Genomic DNA, 23586 nt, shown 5'->3' with positions numbered 1-23586 from the left:
AAATTAGCTATCAGAAATATGATTAGCATTATATAGTGGAATTTCTACCTCTATATCAACATCTCCAACAATTGCCTGGCAACTTAGTCGACTAGTAGATTCAAGACCCCATGCTTTATCTAAAACATCTTCTTCTTTTTCAGTCCATCCTGAAAGAGAAAAGAAACCTTTACGTATAATACAATGACAAGTACTACAAGCGCATGATTTTTCGCATGCATGTTCTAACTTAATATTATTAAATAATGCAACATTTAAGATAGTTTCACCTTTTTTACATTCACAAATAGCACCTTTTGGTAATATAGTCTTATGAGGTAGAAAAAAAATTTTAGGCATTATTTAGTCTCATCTGTTTTGTTATTTAAAGAATTATTAATTGCATTTTGTAAACGCAATGAAAAAAAATGTTTAGTCACTTCATCAAGTTTTTTTAAATTTAATTTCATAGAATAAAAATCATCTTGATCAATTGATTTTTTTAATGCTGTTTGATTTGATTTTATTTTTTTTAGTTCTTCTTGACTAATTAAATATTTATCTTGTTTTAAAGCTTTTTTTAATAAATTTAAAATATTTTTAGATTCAATTTTTTTTTCTTCTTTAATTCTTAAATAATAATCATTTTTCATATAATACAAATGATCTTCAACAATTTTAGAAGCATTTTTATATTCTAATAAAGAATAATCAATTTTAATTGTTTTTTCTTTTCTACTGTTTTTTTCAAATGCTGTTATACTAATTAAACCATTAGTATCAATCTGAAATGTAACTAAAATTCTAACTGTACCAGCCTTTCCAGAAGAAATATTTTTTAAAACAAAACGAGAAAGTGAAATACAATGCTTTACAAGCTCTCTTTCTCCTTGAACTATATGAATTACAATACCTGTTTGATTATCTTTTGAAGTTGTAAATTCTTTTGTTTTTGAAATAGGTATATGACTATTACGAAAAATAATTTTTTCCATAAAACCACCCATAACTTCAATTCCTAACGAAAGAGGTACAACATCTAATAATATTGTTCGATCCTGATAAGTATTACGCATGAGCATATTACATTGTAATGCAGCTCCAATAGCTACTACTTGATCTGGATTAATTGAAATCAACGGATTAATTGTAAAAAATTTTTTAACTTCATGATATACCAATGGAACTCGTGTAGAACCTCCTACCATAATAATTTCTTTAATATCTTTTACATTTAAATCTATTTCTTTAAATATTTTTGAACAAATTAATAAAGTTTTTTTAATTAAATGTTTGATAATTACATTAAATTCATTCCGAGTAATTACTCCTTTCCAATCTAAAATACTAACTTCTACTATTTGATAAGAAGTTAACTTTATTTTTGTTTGCTTAGCTACGTTTAATAATAAAGTATAAAAAGAATCATCATATTTATGATGTAATAAATTTGCTTTCTTATAAATATAATTTGCTAAAAGAACATCAAAATCATCACCACCTAAATTAGAATCACCACTTGTAGCTAATACCTCAAATAATCCTTTATTTAATTTTAATATAGAAACATCAAATGTTCCACCTCCAAGATCATAAATAACAATGATACCTTGTTTATTTTTTTCTAAACCGTATGCCATAGCAGCAGATGTCGGTTCATTTAATAATCTAATTAAATTTATTCCTGAATTAATAGCAGCTTGCTTTATTAAAGAGCGTTGAATATTATCAAAATAGGCTGGTACAGTTATAACTGTTGCATCCATTTGAGTTTTATATAAAAAACACGCTCTTTCTTTTAAATATTGTAATATTTGACTAACAACATTAGTAGCAGAAATTTTTCCTAATTTAGTATAAAATAAAATATCTCCATTTTTATCTTGTTCTATAATATAAGGTAAAACTGGAAATTCTTTTTTAATAAAACTAATTGATCGACCAATTAAACGTTTTACTGACACAATTGTATTCGTTGGATCATTAAGTATTTTTGTTTCAGCTTCCCAACCAACTGTAAAATTATTTTTTTCATAATTTACAATAGATGGTAATAAATAACGTTGTTTGTTATCAGTTAGTAATATAGGATGATTTTTTTCTATAGTAGATATAAGAGAGTAGGTAGTACCGAAATCAATGCCTAAAATTAATTTTTTATTAAATTTTTCTTTTAAAAAAATCATATAAAAACATCCTAATTTATTTAATTTAAGTAAAAAATTGTTATGTTTTTAAGTTTTTTTTTATTTTTGTTAAAAACAGTAATTGAGATATCACATTAATAATTTTATTCCAATTCTTATTTTGAAATTCATAGTTAATTATATTTTCACAATCTTTTATTTCACTTTCTATTTTTTTTAAAAAATTATTAAAATGAATTACATTTGAATTATTTCTTGTTTTTAAAATTTCTAATTCTTCATATAAAAAAAAATATTTTTTTAAAAAACATTGATTTTTAGATAATAATTTTTCTTGGTTAACTTTAATACCATTTAATAAAAGTAAATAAATTGATCGATCTAATGAATTGTTTAAAATTTTATATCCTTTATTAATTTTAATAGATTTTTCTAAAACCCATTGTTTTTTAGACTCAGAGTCGTTGATAAATAAATCAGGATGAAATTGTAATTGCAATTTATAAAAATTTTTATCTAATAAATCTTTATTTATTTTAAATTTCATTGGCAATGTAAATAATGTAAAATAATTCATAAAATACCTAAATTACACTAATTTTAAAATATTCAATTAAAACTTAATGTTGAAAAGACTTTCTTTTCAACATTAAATTATACAAAAGAAATCTTATTCTTTATTTTTTTTATTTTTATAATCTGTAATAGCTGCTTTAATAGCATCTTCTGCTAAAATTGAACAATGAATTTTTACTGGTGGTAATTCTAATTCTTCTACTATACTTGTATTTTTAATAGATTCTGCTTCTTTGATTGATTTTCCTTTTATCCATTCTGTTACAAGTGAACTAGATGCAATTGCAGAACCACAGCCATATGTTTTAAAACAAGCATCTTCAATAATACCTTTTGAATTAACTTTAATTTGTAATTTCATTACATCGCCACAAGCAGGAGCTCCTACTAAACCACTTCCAACATTGATATCTTCATTAGAAAAAGAACCAACATTACGAGGATTTTCATAATGATCCATAACTTTTTTACTATATGCCATGTTGACTACCTTTCTATATTAAATTTTATTGCTTTAACTATGATCCCACTCTATACTATTTAAATCAACTCCTGATTTAAACATTTCCCATAATGGTGAAAGTGCTCGAAGTTTAGAAATTGATTTATGAACTAATTTGATTGTATGTTGAATTTCTTCTTTTGTCGTAAATCTACCAATAGAAAAACGAATTGAACTATGTGCTAATTCGTCTTTTATGCCTAAAGCTCTTAATACATAAGATGGTTCTAAACTAGATGAAGTACATGCTGAACCTGAAGAAATAGCTAAATCTTTAAGCGACATAATTAATGATTCACCTTCAACATAGTTAAAACTCACATTTAAAATATGAGGTGCTCCTTGTTTTAAATCACTATTTAAATACACTTCTTCAATGTTTTTAATTCCATTCCACAAATCATTTCTTAAGTCATTGAGATGAATAAAATCATTTTTTATTTTTTTTCTTGCTAATTCAAAAGCTTCTCCCATACCAACAATTTGGTGAACTGGTAAGGTTCCGGCTCTCATTCCTCGTTCATGTCCTCCTCCATGTAAAGATGCTAATAAACGAACTCGAGGTTTACGACGAACATATAAACCCCCGATACCCTTTGGTCCATATAACTTATGTGCTGAAAAAGACATTAAATCTATAAATGAATTTTTTATGTTAACATTGATTTTCCCTATACTTTGTGTTGCATCGACATGAAAAAAAATATCACGAGATTTACAAATTTCAGAAATACTATTAATATCTTGTATGATTCCAGTTTCATTATTTACATGCATTATGGAAACAAGTATAGTATTTTTTCTTATATTTTTTTTTAAATCGTTTAAATCAATAATTCCATTGTTTTTAGGGGTTAGATACGTTACAGAAAAACCTTCTCCTTCTAAATATCTACAAGTATCCAAAACTGATTTATGTTCTGTTTTACTTGTAATAATATGATTTCCTTTTTTTTTATTAAATAATGCAATACCTTTAATAGCTAAATTATTTGCTTCAGTTGCTCCAGAAGTAAATATAATTTCACGTGAATCTGCTCCAATCAAATTGGATATTTGATTGCGAGCAATATCAACTATTTCTTCTGCTTCCCAACCAAATTTATGAGATCGAGAAGCTGGATTTCCAAACATTCCATCTATTGTTAAATAATTCATCATTTTTTTAGCAACTTGTAAATCTACTGGAGTAGTAGCTGCATAATCTAAATAAATTGGAGTTTTCATAAAATTAATCACCTTACTTAAGTTTTTAATCAAACCAACATTCTATCATTTTCAGAAAAATTTAGATCTAAAAATTAATATACTTTTGTAATTAGATTTTTATAAAATACAAACTAGACTTTTTTATTAATTAAGAATATAATTAATTTTTTTAAAGATTTAAATATCATTAGGGGTGTAGTTCAATTGGTAGAGCATCGGTCTCCAAAACCGAAAGTTGTAGGTTCAAATCCTTCCACCCCTGCCAAAATTTCACTCATCATATTTATAAAATAATTTTTAAAATCTATTGATCATAAAAAATTATCATTCCTATAAAAAATAAAAAATATATATATTTTTAAAATTATATTAAATAAAACTAATATTCTATGAGGTTATTTAAAAAATGCCTAAATATCGTTCTTTTACAACGACACAAGGAAGAAATATGTCTGGAGCCAGATCTTTATGGCGTGCAACAGGAATGAATGATGAAGATTTCAAAAAACCAATTATTGCAATAGTTAATTCATTTTCTCAATTTGTACCAGGTCATATTCATTTACAAGAAGTAGCTAAAATTATTTCCAAAGAAATTTCGAAATCAGGTGGTGTGCCTAAAGAATTCAACACTATTGCAATAGATGATGGAATAGCGATGGGACATTCAGGAATGCTATATTCTTTACCTTCTCGTGAATTAATCGCAGATTCTATAGAATATGTGATTAATGCACATTGTGTAGATGCAATGATATGTGTATCTAATTGTGATAAAATTACACCTGCAATGTTTATGGCTGCAATGCGTTTAAATATACCTTCGGTATTTGTTTCAGGAGGACCGATGGAAGCAGGAAAAATACAAATTAAACAAAAAACAGAAAAAATTGATTTAGTTGATGCAATTGTCCATGCTGGAAATCCTAATAATTCAGATGCATTTATAAAAAAAATTGAATTATCATCATGTCCTACATGCGGATCTTGCTCAGGTATGTTTACTGCGAATTCTATGAATTGTTTAATGGAAGCAATAGGTTTAGCATTACCTGGAAACGGAACATTACTAGCTACTCATGTTGATCGAAAAAAACTATTCAAAAAATCAGCTAAAATAATAGTTAAAATCACAAAAGATTATTATGAAAATAATAAGGAACAATTTTTACCTAGAAATATTGCAAGTAAAGAATCGTTTGAAAACGCCATGATGTTAGATATTGCAATGGGCGGTTCTACAAATACTATATTGCATTTATTAGCTGCATCAAATGAAGGAAATATTGATTTTAAAATGTCTAATATTGATAATCTTTCTAAAAAAACTCCACATATTTGTAAAGTAGCTCCAAGTACTAAATTATATCATGTAGAAGATGTACACCGAGCTGGTGGTGTACTTGGTATATTAGGCGAATTAAATCGTTTTAATTTATTAAATAATAAAACTAAAAACATATTAGGATTAACTTTAAAAGAAACACTAAATAATTATGATATTTTATCTACTAAAAAAAGAAATATAATCAAAATGTTTCATGCAGGTCCTGGAGGTATAAAAACAATTAAACCATTTTCTCAAAATTTTAGATGGAATAAATTAGATAAAAATCGTGTCACGGGATGTATTCGGTCTTGCAATAATGCTTATAGTAAAGAAGGTGGTTTATCTGTTTTATATGGTAATATAGCAAAAAATGGTTGTATAATAAAAACTGCCAGTATAAGTAAAGAAAATTATATTTTTTCTGGAATAGCAAAAGTATATGAAAGCCAAGAAGATGCAGTTAAATCAATATTAGCAGGAGAAATTGTTTCTGGAAATGTTGTAGTTATTCGATATGAAGGTCCAAAAGGTGGTCCAGGCATGCAAGAAATGTTATACCCAACAACATATTTAAAGTCTATGAATCTAGACAAAACATGTGCATTAATTACTGATGGTCGATTTTCTGGAGGTACATCAGGACTTTCAATAGGACATATTTCACCGGAAGCTGCAAATCAAGGAATAATAGCATTAGTTCAAAATGGAGATAATATTCAAATTAATATTTATCAGAAGAAAATTCACTTAAATATTACTGAACAAGAACTAAAAAATCGAATAATAAAAGAAAAATTAAAAGGTGATAAAGCATTTAAACCATTAAATCGTAAAAGAAAAATTTCTTTAGCCTTGCAATTTTATGCTTCTTGTGCAACCAGTGCAGATACTGGTGCTATAAGAGATAAAAAAAAATTATTCAATCTTTAAAATATTTGATAAAAAATTAATTTTTATACTGGGAAATACTAAAATGAACTATTTTAATAAATTATCTTTTCGCCAAAAAATAAAAGAAATCAACAAGTGTCGTTTTATGGAAAAAAAAGAGTTTAAAAATCAAAATAACATTTTAAAAAATAAAAAAATTGTTATTTTAGGTTGTGGATCACAAGGTTTAAATCAAGGTTTAAACATGAGGGATTCAGGGCTCAATGTATCCTTTGCACTTAAAAACGATAGTATTTTAAAAAAAAATAAATCTTGGTTGAATGCTGTAAATAATAATTTCAAAGTAAATAATTATGAAAATTTAATTCCAGCTGCTGATTTAGTTATTAATTTAACACCCGATAAACAACATAAAAATGTAATTCAAAAAGTTCAAAAGTTGATGAAACCTAATGCATGGTTAGGATATTCACATGGCTTTAATATTGTAGAATGTGGTGAAAAAATAAGAAAAGATATCACAGTTGTTATGGTGGCTCCAAAATGTCCGGGAACAGAAGTTCGTGAAGAATTTAAGAGAGGATTTGGAGTACCAACATTAATTGCTGTTCACCCTGATAATAATCCTCAAAAAATTGGTTTAGATATTGCTAAAGCATGGGCTTTTTCAACAGGTGGACACCGTGCTGGAGTTTTAGAATCATCATTTATAGCTGAAGTAAAGTCAGATTTAATGGGCGAACAAACAATTTTATGTGGAATGTTACAAACAGCATCATTAATATGTTATGAAAAATTAATTAAAGATCAAATTGAACCTGGTTATGCAGGTAAGTTAATACAATATGGATGGGAAACAATTACTGAGTCATTAAAACATGGAGGTATTACATTAATGATGGATAGACTGTCAAATCAATCTAAAATAAGAGCTTTTAAATTATCTCAAACAATAAAAATAATGTTAAAACCATTATTTCAAAAACATATGGATGATATTATTTCAGGTGAATTTTCTAATGAAATGATAAATGATTGGAATAACAATGATTTAAAACTATTAAATTGGCGTAATGATATAAAAGAAAAATCTTTTGAAAAAGCTCCTATTTATTCAAAAAAAATATGTGAACAAGAATACTATGATCATGGCACACTAATGGTTGCGCTATTAAAAGCTGGAATTGAATTAGCTTTTGAAACAATGTTAAAATCAGGTATTAAAAGTGAATCAGCTTATTATGAATCTTTACATGAACTACCATTAATAGCTAATACAATTGCAAGAAAAAAATTATATGAAATGAATATAGTTATTTCAGATACAGCTGAATATGGTAGTTATCTTTTTACTCAATCAGCTTATCCGATCTTAAAAAATTTTATAATGACTCTTGATAAATCTAATTTAGGATCATCGTTACCTAATACATTAATAGATAATATTGAATTATATAAAATCAATGAAAATATACGAAACCATCCAATTGAAATTATCGGATATAAATTAAGAAATTATATGAAAGAAATAAAATCAATTGAAGTAGCTAAATAATTATATTCTTATATTTTTCTTTAAAAAACTTTAATCTAACTAATTTAATTACTATTTTATTATGTCTCTTAATTATGTTCAAAAACATGCTGTAGAACTTGTCAATGGTCCCTGTTTGATATTAGCAGGGGCTGGTTCTGGCAAAACAAAAGTAATTATTAATAAAATTATTTATTTAATAAAATATTGTCAATATCAACCTGATAATATTATTGCTTTAACTTTTACTAATAAAGCAGCTCATGAAATAAAAATACGTCTTTTAGAACATTTAAATACATTTCAAATACAACAAATAATTATTTCAACATTCCATTCATTTGGATTAAAAATTATTAAAAATGAAATTGATTTTTTAGGATTCAACTCTAATTTTTCTTTATTTGATGAAAAAGATCAAATATCGTTACTAAAAAAAATAACTAATAAAAAAATAAAAAATGATACAAAATTATTAAAACAGTTAATTTTAATGATTTCTTATTGGAAAAATAAATTTTATACACCTTTAGATGTTGAATTATTATCAAAATCTAGTCAAGAAAAAGATTTTGCATATTTTTATAAAAAATACACTATTCATTTAAATGAATCAAATATATTAGATTTTGATGATCTCATTTGTCTGCCAATATTATTATTTAAAAAAAATAAAATTATAAAAAATCGTTGGCAAAAAAAAATCACTTATTTATTAGTAGATGAATATCAAGATACTAGCAACAGTCAATATGAATTAATTAAAATGTTAACAAATATAAATTCTAATTTTACTTTAGTAGGAGATGATGATCAATCAATATATTCATGGAGAGGTGCCACAACTCAAAATATTTTTTTATTAAAAAAAGATTTTCCTACTTTAAATATCATAAAAATGGAACAAAATTATCGTTCTTATGGAAGAATACTAAAAGCTGCAAATAAACTTATTTCATATAATCCAAATTATTTTAAAAAAAAATTATTTTCTAAATTAAAATATGGAAATAAAATAAAAATTATAATTGGTAAAAACGAAGAAGTTGAAGCAGAAAAAATAGCACAAAAAATAATTTGTCAATGTGCTAAAAATAAAGTAGAATATAAAGATTATGCTATATTATATCGAGGTAATTATCAATCTCAAATTCTTGAAAAAATTTTTTTAAAACGAAATATTCCTTATAACATTTCTAATAATTCATCGTTTTTTTCACGTCCTGAAATTAAAGACTTATTAAGCTATCTTCGATTAATTCTTAACCACAATGATAATTATGCTTTTTCAAAAGTGTTAAATATTCCATGTCGTCGCATAGGAATTACTACACTTAATAAAATAGAAGAATTTGCTATTAAAAAAAATATAAGTTTTTTCCAAGTTAGTAGTGACCCAGAAATAAAAAATTTTTTACGGATATCAACAATAAATCAAATAACAAAATTTATTTCTTGGATAAAAAAAATTACCTTATTATCTATTTCAAAACCTTCTAATATTTTAGATATTATTATTCATGATATTAAATATGAATCATGGTTATCAAAAAATCTAAAAGAACCTGATAAAATAAAAAATAGCATAAATAATATTTATATGCTATCTAATTGGATAAAAAGCTTAATAAAAGGAAGTAATTTTGAAAAACCTATGAGTTTGTTAGAAATTGTTACAAAAATGACGCTTCGTGATATAATTAATAATGAAAAAAAATATAAAGATTCTAATCAAGTTCAATTAATGACCTTACATTCATCTAAAGGATTAGAATTTTCTTCTGTTTTTATTATTGGAATGAGTGAAGGTATTTTACCTAACATCAAAAGTATTAATGAAAACAACATAGAAGAAGAACGAAGATTAGCTTATGTAGGAATGACTCGAGCAAAAAAACAATTATTTTTAACATATTGTCAAACAAGAATGCAATATGGTCAAAAATTATATACAGTACCTAGCAGATTTTTATTTGAATTACCTGAAGAAGATTTACATTGGGATCAAAATATTCTTTTAAATGATTCTACAGGTAACATAGAATATAATATAAAAAAAATAAATTACTTAAAACAAACAATTAAAATAAAAAAATAATTTTTTTGAAATAGTAAAATATAAAAATTCTGTAATTTTAGTTTGAATCAATTTTTAAAAATGATAATATTGTAAATAACATTTATAAAAAAATTTAATTTTTTAAACTTTAATTGTTTTAATTTTCTTTATAGAGTAAATAAAAAAATGAATAATATCATTGAATTAACTGATCAAAATTTCGAAGAAAAAGTATTAAAAACAACAGGTTTTATATTAGTTGATTTTTGGGCAGAATGGTGTAATCCATGTAAAATGTTAGCACCTATTTTAGAAGATATAGCAAATGAATATTTGAATAAAATACAAATTGGAAAACTCAATATTGAAAAAAATCCAAAAACAGCACCAATGTATTCTATTCGAGGAATTCCTGCATTATTATTGTTTCATAATAGTCAGGTTCTTGCGACTAAAATTGGAGCAATTTCTAAATTACAACTCCAAAAATTTTTAGATGAAAACATTAAATAAATTTACTAATTTTTAATGTAATAATTAAATTTTACAAAAAAATTTATTAATAAAAAATATACATTATGTCACAATTATCATTTCAAGATTTACCCCGATTTTACTAAGAACCCACCATTATGAACCTTACCGCACTTAAAAATATGCCAGTTTCCGAATTAATTATTCTTGGTGAAAAAATGGGGTTGGAAAATTTAGCGCGTATGCGTAAACAAGATATTATTTTTGCCATCCTTAAACAACATGCAAAAAGTGGAGAAGATATATTTGGAGATGGAGTTTTAGAAATATTACAAGATGGATTTGGATTTCTTCGTTCTTCTGATAGTTCTTATTTAGCTGGTCCTGATGATATATATGTATCACCTAGTCAAATTCGTAGATTTAATTTAAGAACTGGTGATACTATTTCTGGAAAGATAAGACCACCTAAAGAAGGCGAAAGATATTTTGCGTTATTAAAAGTGAATGAAGTTAATTATGATAAACCTGAAAATGCAAGAAGTAAAATTTTGTTTGAAAATTTAACACCCTTGCATGCTAATTCTCGATTAAGAATGGAAAGAGGAAATGGTTCAACAGAAGATCTAACTGCAAGGGTATTAGATTTGGCTTCACCTATAGGACGAGGTCAAAGAGGTCTAATTGTAGCTCCTCCAAAAGCAGGAAAAACAATATTACTGCAAAATATTGCACAAAGCATAGCTTATAATCATCCAGATTGTGTTTTAATGGTTTTGTTAATTGATGAACGACCAGAAGAAGTTACTGAAATGCAACGATTAGTTAAAGGGGAGGTTGTGGCTTCTACTTTTGATGAACCTGCATCAAGACATGTACAAGTAGCAGAAATGGTTATTGAAAAAGCTAAGCGATTAGTTGAACACAAAAAAGATGTTATTATATTACTTGATTCTATTACTCGTTTAGCACGTGCTTATAACACTGTTGTACCAGCTTCAGGAAAAGTGTTAACAGGAGGAGTTGATGCAAATGCATTACATAGACCGAAACGATTTTTTGGTGCTGCACGGAATGTTGAAGAAGGTGGTAGTTTAACAATAATTGCAACTGCATTAATTGACACAGGTTCAAAAATGGATGAAGTAATTTATGAAGAATTTAAAGGTACAGGTAATATGGAGCTACCATTATCTAGAAAAATAGCAGAAAAACGTGTTTTTCCAGCTATTGATTATAATAGATCTGGAACTAGAAAAGAAGAATTATTAACCTTGCCAGACGAACTTCAAAAAATGTGGATACTAAGAAAAATTATTCATCCTATGAGTGAAATAGACGCAATGGAGTTTTTATTAAATAAATTATCTATGACTAAAACTAATGATGAATTTTTTGATATGATGAAACGTTCTTAAAATCTTTAATATGTATATAATGTTAATATATATAATTTGATTTAAAAAATAATTTTTTTAATCTTAAAATTTTTACAAAAAAAGCTGGACAACAACCATGATTAATCATAAAATTTAATCTATATCTTGTAAATGCGCTCGTAGCTCATTTGGATAGAGCACTATCTTCCGAAGGTAGAGGTATCAGGTTCAAACCCTGTCGAGCGCACTTATTAAGATAAAAATATTATTATTGTTTATTTGGTGGCTATAGCTCAGTTGGTAGAGTGCTGGATTGTGATTCCAGTGGTCATGGGTTCAAATCCCATTAGCCACCCAAAAATGTAGAAACGGCGAATAGCGCAGCTTGGTAGCGCAACTGGTTTGGGACCAGTAGGTCAGAGGTTCAAATCCTCTTTCGCCGAAAAAATTTAATTATACTTTTTGATAATTTTTAATAAATTTTGATTATTAGCATAATTAGATATAATAATATCTTTCCATCCTATTTTTTTAGCCATTTGGCTTAACCTATTACCTACTACAAATATTCTACATTTAAATAGCCATTCATTTTTATTTAAAATATCAATTGTGTCATTTAATCTATTTAAAATTTCACCACTAGTTACTATTAATGTATTTATTTGATAAGCACGCCACTTTTTTATTTCTAGATAATTGTTTATTTTTTTAAAAACTTTTTTATAACATTCGATAACAGATATATTAAAATTATTTTTTCTTAAGTTTTTTTCTACTAATTTTCTTCCTTTTTCTCCTTTTAATAAAATTATTTTAGATTTACTAATATCATTTTGATTTAAAAGTTTTAATAAAGATTCACTATTTTCTTCATTTTCTGGAAATAAAATTTTTTTTTAATGTATTTTTTAAGAACTAATGCTGTTCCTTTTCCAATTGTGTAATAATCTGGACTAAGAGGCCAATGTAAATTATTTTTATTTAAATATAAATTTGTGTAATAAACAGATTTTTTAGAAAAAATAATAATTTTATCTGACGTATATAATTCATATTTTTTTTTTGATAAACTAATTGAAGTTGTGCTAGGTAAAAAATCAAATAAAGAAATATGCCAAGATAAAATTCCTATATTATTCAGTATATTTGCTAATTTTCTTCCTTCAGAAGAAGGCCTCATCACTAGTATTTTCATTTTTAATTTAATTGTTTAGTATAAATATTATCCAGAATTCTTCGAGCGCCATTATCAAGTAATTCATTAGCTAAAGAGTATGCCATTTCTTCTGCAGTATCATACCATCCGATTCTTTCTCCTTTTAATATAATGGCTCCATCAGGCGAACCAACTAATCCTCTAAGCCAAATTTTATTTTTTTTAAGAATTGCATAACTTCCAATTGGAATTTGACATCCTGCTTCTAAAGTTTTACAAAATGCACGTTCTGTGTTTATTTCAATAAAAGTATTAATATGATTCAAACGTGATAAAAAAAACAGTATTTTTTTATCATGTAATCTAGATTGTATTCCAATAGCTCCTTGTCCACATGAAGGAAGTGATAATTCAGCAGGTATAATTTGAGTAATACGATGTTTTAAACTTAATCTATTTAATCCCTCGGTTGCTAAAATTATTGCGTCATATTTACCTTGATCTAATTTAGCTATTCTTGTTTCTATATTTCCTCTTAAAGGAGATACAACTAAGTCTGGTCGGCGAGTTATCAATTGACATTGTCTTCTTAAACTTGATGTTCCAATTACTGCTCCTTTAGGTAATTGATTAATAGAGTTATAATTATTAGAAATTAATGAATCTAATGGATTTCCTCTTTTACATATGCTAACTAAACATAATTCTTTGGTAATATGAACAGGAAGATCTTTCATGGAATGTATTGCAATATCTGCTTTATTTTCAAGAAGAGCAAATTCTAATTCTTTTATAAAAAGTCCTTTCCCCCCAATTTTAGAAAGTGATTTATTTAAAATATTATCTCCATGTGTCACTATGGGTACTAATTGTATATTTAAATCTGGATATAAAGATAATATTTTTTTTTCAACATATTTAGTTTGTTCTAAAGCTAAAGGGCTTTTTCTAGTAGCAATTCTTAATATTTTTTTTTTCATATTACTATTCATTTAGTATAAAATATTTTTTCAAAAATCATTATGAAATCATAATAAAATATATAGTTAGTCATGATATATTTAACATTTTTAAATATTATAAAAGATTAAATTTTTATTGGATTGTATAGAAAAAGATTTTTGAAATATTTCCCAAAAACTTTTTTTACTACGATTGCAAATCCATTTATCTACATGATAATTAAAATGATATGCATTTAATTTTGTAGCCAACCAAACTTGTTTTAAAAATTCCTGTTTGTTAATTATAATTACGCTTTTATTTGAAAAAGTAATAGTCATCATATAATCTTGTATTTCATAATCAAAATCAATTTTATCAATATATAAATTTAAATTATCTTCAATCTTAAGAAATAATTCATTTACTAATTTATAAAAATTGTTTTTTCGATTATCAATTATTTTAGTTTTCATTAATATTTCCTAAAATTTATTTAATTAATTTTTACAAATAAATAAAATCTGTATAATTTTATTTAATTTAAAAAAATTTATATAAAAATTAACAACTATGTGGAATTTTAAATGTACTTAAACGTTAATAACAGAAAAAAAATTAATTTTTCTAAAATGCATGGTTTAGGTAATGATTTTATGGTTATTGAATCAATTACACAAGATTTTGTTATATCTTCATTAAAAATAAAAGAATTATCAAATCGAAATACTGGAATAGGGTTCGATCAGTTATTACTCATTGAAAAATCGTATAGTTCTAAATTTGATTTTCATTATCGTATTTTTAATTCAAATGGAAATGAAGTAGAACAATGTGGAAATGGTGCTAGATGTGTAGGATTATTTCTTATATTGAAAGGTTTAACTACCAAGAAAAGAATTAATCTTAGCACTAATCAAAAAAATATAATAATTAATTTTATTTCTAAAGATATAATTGAAGTAAATATGAATGAACCTATCTTCAAATTACACTCAATAATTAATTCTGAAAAATTAAAAAATTATAATTTTTCAGTGAAAATTATTAATAATAATTTATTATGTAGTTTAGTTTCGATTGGTAATCCTCACTGTGTTATTCAAGTAGAATCTATAAAATATGCACCTGTACAAACTATTAGTAAAATAATAAAAGAAAAATCTATTTTTCCTAAAGGCATAAATATAGGTTTTATGCAAATTTTAAAAAAGAATCATATTAAATTAAGAGTTTATGAACGAAATGAAGGAGAAACTCAGGCTTGTGGAAGTGGTGCATGTGCTGCGGTTGCAGTGGGTATTGTAAAGAATCTTCTTTCCAATAATGTAAAAGTTGAATTATTAGGTGGAACTTTATTTATTAAATGGAAAGGTTTTAACAATCCTTTATATATGATCGGACCAGCGAAATATATTTATGAAGGTTATATATATATATAAAATATTAATTATAGGAGTTTTTAAGAGTTTTGAAAAATCAAAATTTTACTAAAAAAAATATATATATTAAAAAAAATACAAAAGAATTTAATCAAATTATTTTATCTCTTTTTTTAGGAGGATTTTCTAGTTTTTCTATTTTATATTGTGTACAATCAATTTTACCAATATTTTCTAAACAATTTTGTTTAACTGCCACTGAAAGCAGTTTATCTTTATCGGCAACAACTGCAACTATGGCCATAGGTACATTGTTTACTGGGATTTTATCAGATGTAATTGGTCGAAAATTAATTATGTCTATATCTTTATTCATAGCATCAGTCTTAACAATTATTTGTGCTACTGTAGATCATTGGAAAATGATAATTTTTCTTCGTGCTTTAATAGGATTATCTTTAAGCGGAGTTGTTGCAATTGGTATTACATATATAGTTGAGGAAATTCATTCTAATTCACTATCATTTTGTATTGGATTATATATTAGCGGAAATACTATAGGTGGTTGTTCTGGAAGAATTATTAGTAGTATTATCGCAGAATATTTTTCATGGAATATTTCATTATTTATAATTGGTTGTTTTTCTTTAATATCATCGTTTCTATTTCTATATCTTTTACCATCTTCAAAAAATTTTTATCCAATTTCTATTGATTATAAAAAATTTTTAAATTATTTTTATTTACATTTAAAAAATCCAATATTATCTATTCTTTTCATGATAGGTTTTTTATTAATGGGAAGTTTTATTACTATTTTTAATTATATTGGATATCGATTGATATTAAAACCATTTTTATTTAGTTCATCAAGTATAGGATTATTATCTATTATATATTTAACTGGAGTTTATAGTTCTCCTAAAGCTGGAATTTTAATAAATAAATATAACAAAGGAAATATCTTAATAATTTCATTATTATTAATGATCTTAGGTATACTAATTACTCAGTTTAATCAAATTATAATTATTATTTTAGGATTGATAATTTTTTCAGGAGGATTTTTTGCCTCTCATTCAATTGCTAGTAGTTGGGTTGGTTTATATGCAAAATTTGCAAAAGTTCAAGCTACTTCTTTATATTTATTTTTTTATTATTTAGGTTCTAGTGTATTTGGTACATTTAGTGGATTTTTTTGGTTTTATTCAAAATGGTTAGGAATTTCAATTTTTATGATAATTATTTTAATTTATGGAATATTTTTATGTTTCAAACTAAAAAAAAATAATTAAATTAAATATTTTTTAAAAAAATTTATTATATTTTACTTTCCTAAAAGATAGTTTCTCAAGGATAATAAGCTTAGTTCAATTCATCAAAATGGCTAAAATATTATGCTATATTTATTTTCTTATTCTGACTTGAATCATAGTTTATTTATTTTTTTAGCTTTATTTTTTGTTTTATTTTATGAAGCTATTAATGGTTTTCATGACACAGCAAATGCTGTCTCCACTTTAATTTATACTAGAGCTATGTCTGCAAATCTTGCAGTTATAATGTCTGGTATATTTAATTTCTTAGGTGTCGTACTTGGAGGTTTAACAGTAGCATATGCTATTGTTCATTTATTACCTAATGATTTACTATTAAATAGTAATCCTCAGCATGCACTTGCAATGGTTTTTTCTATTTTACTTGCTGCTATTTTATGGAATTTATCTACTTGGTATTTTTGTTTGCCTGCATCTAGTTCTCATTCTCTTATTGGAGCAATTATTGGAATTGGTCTAACTAATGCAATTACTACAGGATCTTCTTTAGTGAATGCATTAAATATACCTAAAATTTTAAATGTTTTTATATCGTTAATTTTATCTCCTATTATAGGATTAATAATTTCTGGAAGTTTAATATTTTTGTTAAGGTATATTACCAATAAATATAAAAAATTTAATAGAATTCATATGACTCCATTAGAACGTGAACAAAATGAAGGAAAAAAAAATCCTCCACTTTCAATTAAAATAGCATTGATTTTATCATCTATTGGGGTTAGTTATGCACATGGTGCAAATGATGGTCAAAAAGGTATTGGACTAATTATGCTTGTATTAATTAGCATTATACCAGCTAACTTTTTAGTTAATTTAAATGCTTCTAAAAAAGAAATTATTTATACAAAAAATACAATTGATTATTTAAATAAATATTACTCAAATAGTTATTTAAAAGATATTAAAAAAAATAATAATAATGAAAAATTATATTTGAATTACTCTAATATGATAAAAAATGTTAAAAAAACTCAAATATTATTACATAATGTATATAATTATAAGATATTAAATATAAAGGAACGATTTCAATTACGTCATTTTTTACTTTGTATTTCTGAAAACATTGATCAAATAACTAGTTTTGATATCAATAAAAATGAAAAAATTCTTTTATATAAGATTAAAAAAGAAATACTTACAACTGTAGAATATGCACCGATTTGGATAATATTAATTATTGCTTTTGCTTTATCTATAGGAACAATGTTTGGTTGGAAACGTATAGTTGTAACTATTGGTGAAAAAATAGGAAAAAAAAGAATGACATATGCACAAGCTATGTCCGCTCAAATCACAGCTTCTTTTTCTATTGGAATAGCTAGCTATACAGGAATCCCTGTTTCTACAACACATATTTTATCATCATCAGTAGCAGGTTCAATGTTAGCTGATGGAGATCGAATTCAAAACAGCACTATAAAAAACATTATTGTTGCATGGATATTAACTTTGCCTGTTTCGATTTTACTTTCTAGTTTCTTATATTGGATAGCATTATTTTTAATCCAATAAATAATATTAGTTGTCATTTTTAACAGGAGTACATTTTAATTTAATTGTACTCTTGTTTTATTTAATAGGTAAATATATATCAAAACGATGATTTTTATTACTTATTGAAAATTTTACTTTTTCTTTAGATAAAGGTTGTGCATAAGAAGGTCTTTTAACAATTATTCTTTTTTTTGCGAATTTTCTAGAAATATTTAGTAAATTTTCATGATTATCACTATTTTTTATTATATTTCGCAAAAATTGCATATTTTTTTTAGGCAATGCTTTTTTCTTATTTATTGGATACATTGGATCTAAATAAATAATATCTGGTTGTAAAATTGGAATTTCTAACATTTTGAAACTATCATAAAACATTAAATGTAGTCTTTGTTTTAACCAATTTCCAATTTTTTGACTTTCATGTGCTCGCTGTAAACCATCTTTCAATAAAGCGGCAATTATTGGATGCCGTTCAAGCATAAGAACATAACAACCCCAAAAAGCAATTAAAAATGCATCTCTTCCAAATCCAGCTGTTGCATCTATTACATAAGGAAAATAATTTTTTTTAATTCCTAGTGCTTTATAAAGTGCTTCATTTTTTTTTTTAAACTTTAAACATCTGTAATTATTTTGTTTAGATAAGAAATCAACTTTAATAGTTTTTTCATGTGGTGTTAAACGATGATATAGTTCTAATGTATTATTATTTATTATTAAAGCTATAGAAGCATTTTCATCATGATTAATATTGTATTCTTTAATTATTTTTTGTATTCTTATATTTTTGCTTTTTATAATTAAATATATATTCATAATATTTTTATTTTTTATTATTAATAATTGACTTTTCTAAAAATAGTTTTAAAATATACTAAATAAGAATTTTTTATTTTTTATATATCTTAAAAATAAAAAATACTTCATTTAAAATAAATTTATTTATATTGATTTTAAAAAAGTTTATTTAATCAATAAAAATATTTTTATATAAACAAGTTTATAGTTTAAAATAGTTTAAAAAAAGGAAACAAAATTATGTCATCTAATGTTAATCTAGTTGATAAATTAAATCCAATATCTTTTGAACAAAATGAACCAAATGATAAATTAAAAATTAAAATAGATCCTAAAATTATTGAAAGTATTCGAAAAGAAATTAGTGAAACAATTAAAAATAATAAAAATAAAAATCAAAAAGACAGTAAAATTACAATTTCTTATTCTGATACGGAAGAAAAATTAGTTAAGTTAGAGAAATTATATAATAAATGTCTTGATCAGCTAGAATTTATAGAAAAAAACGCAATAAAACAAAAGCAAGGCAATGAAATTAATATTAATAACACTAATGAATTAAATACTGAAAATGCTTTGAAAAAAAAACTGTTTCTGAACCCCCTTCTCAATTTCCTGCCGAAACACCTTCTAAATCAACTATTGAATCTATTTTAGATTTTTTCCCAAATACTTTTTATGCTTTAATAGATTTTATTAAAGAAACAATTAATAGTATAAATTTAAAAGAAATAAGTGAATTTATAATTAATGAATTAAAAGAAAAAATATCTGCAGTTTGCAAAGTAATTAAAGATATAACTATAAATTTATTTAATGGTAATATATTTAAAAAAATTTTTAATGCAGGATATGAATTTATTGTAGGATCCTCAATGGATGAATCTACAAGAAAAGTAAATGAAAAAATTGATAGTTTAGTTGAATATGTTAAAAAATTAAAAGAAACAATTGAGTCTTCTAAATTATTTATACATGCTTTAATAGAGAAAATAAGAGAGCAAGGAAGATTAAGAATAATTAATAAATTAAATCATAATCCTAAACATCCTGAATACGAAAGTTCTTTTCCTGATTTAAACGTAAAAATTCCAAAAGAAGAAAATTTTAAAATACAATATCCAATTGATTTAGATGAAACTTTTAATGTCGAAGTAAAAGAAAGAAATTTAAAAGATAATCAAAGCTTTAAAGAAAAAATAAATCAAAGTATTAAAAAATCTGACGTTAATTATTTTAAAAATGCTCAAAATACTCCAATAGTTTTCGATCAGTTTCCATCATTTCCACAGCCAGAGACTAAAATTTCTTATAAAGATATGTATGAAAAATTAGAAGTTCCTGAAAATTTAAATAAATATTTTATGATAGATTTTCATTCTGCTGTTTTTATAATTGATGGACATTTAATATCTGCTAGAACTAAAGAAGATATGCTTCAAGGTTTTAAAAAATTAATTACTAATGATATAGAACAAAAATTTATTTCTCAATATGCAAATCCAGCATTATTAAAACAAGCTTACTTAAAATTAATTGCTGAACATCCAGAATTAAATAATTCTAGGATTGTGCGTGCAAAGAATTTTTATGAGATTACTCATTTAGAAGATGGTACTATTAGAATCATTGCTACTAATATGTCTGAATTTTACTCTATAGATGCAAATGATGTAACACATCACCATTCTTATGGAGTAAAAACACAAGTAATTTTTTCATATACAAAAGCACCAATAATAGAACATTCATATTTTATTAATTAATATTTTGAAAAATATCTTTGTTTAAAAAATAATAGGGTTATATGCCCTATTATTTTTTTATTAATTGTTAAAAATTGCATTAATAAAGTACTACTTATTTGAAATTTTTTTGATTTTTTTTAACAAAGCAAAATGTATTTCTTTTGGAAGATATGGTTTTACATTACCTTTATATTTTGCAATTTCTTTTACAAAAGATGATGATATAAATGAAACTTCCTTAGATGAAAGTAAAAATATACTATCTAGTTCAGGATATATCTGTTTATTGATAGCAGCCAATTTAAGTTCATAATCAAAATCAAATATGGTTCGTACTCCTCTAATTAAAATATTAGTATTTTCTTTTTTTGCTAAATTAGCTAATAAATCATTAAAACCAATTATTTTTTTTATATTATTAAGATGCAAAGTAGCTAATTTAGTTAATTTAATACGTTCTTGTAAACTAAAAATAGTTTTTTTATTTAAATTGTTAGAAGAAACAGCAATAATTATATTATCAAAAATTTTTATTGCACGAGTTATAATGTCTAAATGTCCATATGTAATTGGATCAAATGTGCCTGGATATATTGCTGTTTTTTTCATTTTTTTATTTTTTCATTGTTTTTTATTTATAGATGATTTTTATTTTAACTGTAATAAAATTAAAATATTAAATTTTATTTTTATATAAATTTTAAAAGGAAATTGTATGCACGAAAGTTGGAAACCAAGTGCTTCTATTAAAAATTTAATTAAAAGATCAAAGATTATTAATAATATTCGTTTATTTTTTTTAGAAAACAAAATTTTAGAAGTAGAAACTCCATCATTATCTAAATCAACAATTACAGATATAAATTTAACACCATTTGAAACTAATTATTTTTCTCCAGGAAATAATTTAAATAAATTAAAATTATGGTTAATAACTAGTCCAGAATATCATATGAAACGTTTACTATCAGCTAGTAGTGGACCAATATATCAAATATGTCGTAGTTTCAGAAATAAAGAATATGGCCAACGTCATAATCCAGAATTTACTATTCTTGAATGGTATCAAATTTCATGTTCTATGAATAAATTTATTGATAAAATAGATTTATTTTTTCAAAAAATATTAAAATTCGAAAAATCAGAAAAAATTTCTTATCAAGAAGTTTTTGTAAAATATTTAAATATAGATCCATTTTCTACTAATATCACTGAACTATATAAAATTTCAAAAAAATTTAATTTAGCACATTTAACATGTTCTGAAAAAAATTTAAATACAGTAATGGAAATATTATTTACTTTGTTAATAGAACCCTTTTTAGGGGAAAAAAGACCTATATTTGTATATCATTTTCCTGCAGAACAAGCTTCTCTTGCTTCTTTAAATAAAAAAAACAATCATATTGCAGAAAGATTTGAAATATTTTTCAAGGGAATAGAATTAGGAAATGGATTTTATGAACTAACAGATTATTTAGAGAATAAAAAACGTTTAATTAATGAGAATAAGAAAAGATATGAAATGAATTTACCTATACGGGAAATAGATAGTAATTTTTTAAATGCAATAAATTACGGTTTACCTTCATGCTCTGGAGTTGCAATAGGTTTAGATCGTTTAATAATGATCGCATTAAATAAGAAAAGTATTGATGAAGTTATATCATTTGCTTTTGATCGTTGTTAATTAAAATTACCAATAATTTTCCATAGTAATATGTCCATGTTTTTTTCTTAGATGTTTAGTCATATTTCTTTCTTTATTTAATAATAAATATGTTTCCTTTACCATTGATGGATTTCCACATAACATGATATGTGTATTTTTTTGATTAATTTCTAATCCAATTGTGTTTTCTATAATTTTATTTTTTAGTAAAAACGGAATTCTTCCTAATAAAGAATCATTATCTTTTTCTCTACTTATTATAGTTTGAATCTTTAATTTTCTATTATATTTTAGATATAGTTGTTTCATTAAAGGAAGATAAGTTAACTCATTTTTATATCGTACAGCATGTATTAAAACAATATTTTTAAATCTTTCGATATCTTTACCACCTTCTTGTAAAATAGAACAATAAGGACCAATGGCAGTTCCAGTAGCAAACATCCATAATGTTTCACAATCAGGTATTTCTTTAAGAATAAAAAATCCAAATGCATTCTGTTTAATAAATACATTATCTCCACTTTGTAAAGTATATAAAAGATTACTTAATTTTCCATTTGGAATACGAACAATATAAATTTCTAAATTTTGATTACTTGGAGCATTAACAAAAGAATATGCTCTCTGAATTTTTTTTGTTTGATTATTTTCATATAAAGCTAATTTTGTAAATTGTCCAGCTTGAAAAGTTGATATTGGTGCTTTTAAAAAAATACTAAATAAATTTTTAGTCCATTTTTTTATTTTTAAAACTTTCGCATTAATCCATGGATTCATTCTATATGCCTATGTATTATTTAAAATTATTTTAAATAATCATTGTATTTATTTGAATTTCAGTACAATGATTATTAAAATTTTTTATTTTTGAACATTACTTATATTTTATTTATTTTTAATTTTTATATTATTAGAGATATTAATGGATATTTTTTAGGTTTTTATTCTATCTAGAATGTTAC

Annotated in this window: 23 protein-coding genes and 4 tRNA genes; 15 read left to right on the top strand and 12 right to left on the bottom strand. The window is 24.1% G+C overall.

Translation table 11 applies throughout. The features are described from left to right. Positions 1-3: 3 nt before the first annotated feature. From fdx to FQV33_RS02015, 5 genes are all read right to left on the bottom strand, one after another. Positions 4-339, bottom strand: coding sequence for an ISC system 2Fe-2S type ferredoxin (gene fdx / locus FQV33_RS02035; RefSeq protein ID WP_158348136.1), 336 nt, complete (start codon positions 337-339; stop codon positions 4-6). Next, positions 339-2165: a Fe-S protein assembly chaperone HscA gene (gene hscA / locus FQV33_RS02030; protein ID WP_158348134.1), complete on the bottom strand. Its 1827-nt coding sequence runs from the start codon at positions 2163-2165 to the stop codon at positions 339-341. Before hscA ends, fdx begins: the two co-directional genes overlap by 1 nt. A 40-nt stretch (positions 2166-2205) precedes the next feature. Beyond that, on the bottom strand, positions 2206-2703 hold the full coding sequence (gene hscB / locus FQV33_RS02025; protein WP_158348132.1) for a Fe-S protein assembly co-chaperone HscB: 498 nt from the start codon (positions 2701-2703) through the stop codon (positions 2206-2208). Positions 2704-2796: 93 nt separating this feature from the next. Continuing rightward, entirely contained in the window at positions 2797-3183 is a 387-nt protein-coding gene (gene iscU / locus FQV33_RS02020; protein WP_158348130.1) for a Fe-S cluster assembly scaffold IscU, read from the bottom strand. Positions 3184-3216: 33 nt separating this feature from the next. Next, a complete protein-coding gene (locus FQV33_RS02015) occupies positions 3217-4431 on the bottom strand; it encodes an IscS subfamily cysteine desulfurase (RefSeq protein ID WP_158348128.1) in 1215 nt (404 codons plus the stop codon). 171 nt (positions 4432-4602) lie between these two features. Between FQV33_RS02015 and FQV33_RS02010 the strand changes: the two genes are divergently transcribed. The 9 genes from FQV33_RS02010 (at position 4603) to FQV33_RS01970 (ending at position 12523) form a co-directional block, all read left to right on the top strand. After that, a tRNA-Trp gene (locus FQV33_RS02010) sits at positions 4603-4678 on the top strand. A 141-nt stretch (positions 4679-4819) separates the two neighbouring features. Continuing rightward, positions 4820-6673 carry a dihydroxy-acid dehydratase gene (gene ilvD / locus FQV33_RS02005; RefSeq protein ID WP_158348126.1) on the top strand — a complete coding sequence of 618 codons (1854 nt, stop codon included), beginning with the start codon at positions 4820-4822 and terminating at the stop codon, positions 6671-6673. Between the two features lie 43 nt (positions 6674-6716). Continuing rightward, on the top strand, positions 6717-8189 hold the full coding sequence (gene ilvC / locus FQV33_RS02000; protein ID WP_158348124.1) for a ketol-acid reductoisomerase: 1473 nt from the start codon (positions 6717-6719) through the stop codon (positions 8187-8189). Between the two features lie 61 nt (positions 8190-8250). Further along, positions 8251-10266, top strand: coding sequence for a DNA helicase Rep (rep, locus tag FQV33_RS01995; protein ID WP_158348122.1), 2016 nt, complete (start codon positions 8251-8253; stop codon positions 10264-10266). Between the two features lie 147 nt (positions 10267-10413). Continuing rightward, positions 10414-10740, top strand: a complete 327-nt coding sequence (gene trxA / locus FQV33_RS01990) for a thioredoxin TrxA (RefSeq protein ID WP_158348120.1) — start codon at positions 10414-10416, stop codon at positions 10738-10740. 119 nt (positions 10741-10859) lie between these two features. Next, a complete protein-coding gene (gene rho / locus FQV33_RS01985; protein ID WP_158348118.1) occupies positions 10860-12119 on the top strand; it encodes a transcription termination factor Rho in 1260 nt (419 codons plus the stop codon). A gap of 134 nt (positions 12120-12253) precedes the next feature. Then, positions 12254-12327: transfer RNA gene (locus FQV33_RS01980), tRNA-Arg, on the top strand. Positions 12328-12362: 35 nt separating this feature from the next. Further along, a tRNA-His gene (locus tag FQV33_RS01975) sits at positions 12363-12435 on the top strand. 14 nt (positions 12436-12449) lie between these two features. Continuing rightward, positions 12450-12523, top strand: a tRNA-Pro gene (locus FQV33_RS01970). 6 nt (positions 12524-12529) lie between these two features. On the opposite strand, the gene FQV33_RS01965 is transcribed toward FQV33_RS01970, so the two are convergent. The 4 genes from FQV33_RS01965 to cyaY all read right to left on the bottom strand — a co-directional run bounded on the left by FQV33_RS01965 (position 12530) and on the right by cyaY (position 14657). Further along, positions 12530-12973 carry a uroporphyrinogen-III synthase gene (locus FQV33_RS01965; RefSeq protein WP_158348116.1) on the bottom strand — a complete coding sequence of 148 codons (444 nt, stop codon included), beginning with the start codon at positions 12971-12973 and terminating at the stop codon, positions 12530-12532. Then, positions 12931-13278, bottom strand: coding sequence for a uroporphyrinogen-III synthase (locus FQV33_RS01960; protein ID WP_158348114.1), 348 nt, complete (start codon positions 13276-13278; stop codon positions 12931-12933). Before FQV33_RS01960 ends, FQV33_RS01965 begins: the two co-directional genes overlap by 43 nt. A 2-nt stretch (positions 13279-13280) precedes the next feature. Continuing rightward, positions 13281-14219: a hydroxymethylbilane synthase gene (gene hemC / locus FQV33_RS01955; RefSeq protein ID WP_158348112.1), complete on the bottom strand. Its 939-nt coding sequence runs from the start codon at positions 14217-14219 to the stop codon at positions 13281-13283. 90 nt (positions 14220-14309) lie between these two features. After that, positions 14310-14657 carry an iron donor protein CyaY gene (gene cyaY, locus FQV33_RS01950; RefSeq protein WP_158348110.1) on the bottom strand — a complete coding sequence of 116 codons (348 nt, stop codon included), beginning with the start codon at positions 14655-14657 and terminating at the stop codon, positions 14310-14312. Between the two features lie 141 nt (positions 14658-14798). On the opposite strand from cyaY, the gene dapF reads away from it, so the two are divergent. The 3 genes from dapF to FQV33_RS01935 all read left to right on the top strand — a co-directional run bounded on the left by dapF (position 14799) and on the right by FQV33_RS01935 (position 18418). Then, positions 14799-15623 (top strand): diaminopimelate epimerase, encoded by an 825-nt coding sequence (gene dapF / locus FQV33_RS01945; protein ID WP_193201191.1) that lies wholly within the window; start codon positions 14799-14801, stop codon positions 15621-15623. 29 nt (positions 15624-15652) lie between these two features. Next, on the top strand, positions 15653-16858 hold the full coding sequence (locus FQV33_RS01940) for an MFS transporter (RefSeq protein WP_158348106.1): 1206 nt from the start codon (positions 15653-15655) through the stop codon (positions 16856-16858). 102 nt (positions 16859-16960) lie between these two features. After that, on the top strand, positions 16961-18418 hold the full coding sequence (locus FQV33_RS01935; protein ID WP_158348104.1) for an inorganic phosphate transporter: 1458 nt from the start codon (positions 16961-16963) through the stop codon (positions 18416-18418). A 57-nt stretch (positions 18419-18475) separates the two neighbouring features. On the opposite strand, the gene FQV33_RS01930 is transcribed toward FQV33_RS01935, so the two are convergent. Beyond that, positions 18476-19219 carry a class I SAM-dependent methyltransferase gene (locus tag FQV33_RS01930; protein ID WP_158348101.1) on the bottom strand — a complete coding sequence of 248 codons (744 nt, stop codon included), beginning with the start codon at positions 19217-19219 and terminating at the stop codon, positions 18476-18478. Between the two features lie 222 nt (positions 19220-19441). Between FQV33_RS01930 and FQV33_RS01925 the strand changes: the two genes are divergently transcribed. Together FQV33_RS01925 and FQV33_RS01920 are read left to right on the top strand one after the other, a co-directional pair. Continuing rightward, positions 19442-19858, top strand: coding sequence for a hypothetical protein (locus FQV33_RS01925; RefSeq protein ID WP_158348099.1), 417 nt, complete (start codon positions 19442-19444; stop codon positions 19856-19858). Positions 19859-20076: 218 nt separating this feature from the next. Beyond that, the gene (locus FQV33_RS01920; RefSeq protein WP_158348097.1) at positions 20077-20967 is read left to right on the top strand and encodes a hypothetical protein; all 891 of its coding nucleotides are present in this window, start codon (positions 20077-20079) and stop codon (positions 20965-20967) included. 90 nt (positions 20968-21057) lie between these two features. Here the strand turns inward: FQV33_RS01920 and coaD are convergent, their stop codons facing one another. Next, the gene (gene coaD, locus FQV33_RS01915; RefSeq protein ID WP_158348095.1) at positions 21058-21558 is read right to left on the bottom strand and encodes a pantetheine-phosphate adenylyltransferase; all 501 of its coding nucleotides are present in this window, start codon (positions 21556-21558) and stop codon (positions 21058-21060) included. Positions 21559-21664: 106 nt separating this feature from the next. Between coaD and epmA the strand changes: the two genes are divergently transcribed. Continuing rightward, entirely contained in the window at positions 21665-22639 is a 975-nt protein-coding gene (gene epmA, locus FQV33_RS01910) for an elongation factor P--(R)-beta-lysine ligase (protein ID WP_158348093.1), read from the top strand. A 6-nt stretch (positions 22640-22645) separates the two neighbouring features. Here the strand turns inward: epmA and FQV33_RS01905 are convergent, their stop codons facing one another. Then, positions 22646-23401 (bottom strand): FAD-binding oxidoreductase, encoded by a 756-nt coding sequence (locus FQV33_RS01905; RefSeq protein ID WP_158348091.1) that lies wholly within the window; start codon positions 23399-23401, stop codon positions 22646-22648. Between the last annotated feature and the right edge of the window lie 185 nt (positions 23402-23586).

Origin of the sequence: Buchnera aphidicola (Aphis fabae) (assembly GCF_009069125.1) — a bacterium.
In the GTDB taxonomy this organism is placed as follows: domain Bacteria; phylum Pseudomonadota; class Gammaproteobacteria; order Enterobacterales; family Enterobacteriaceae; genus Buchnera; species Buchnera aphidicola_BB.
Note: the sequence above shows the minus strand (reverse complement) of the source record. Positions and strands in the feature narration are given on the sequence as shown.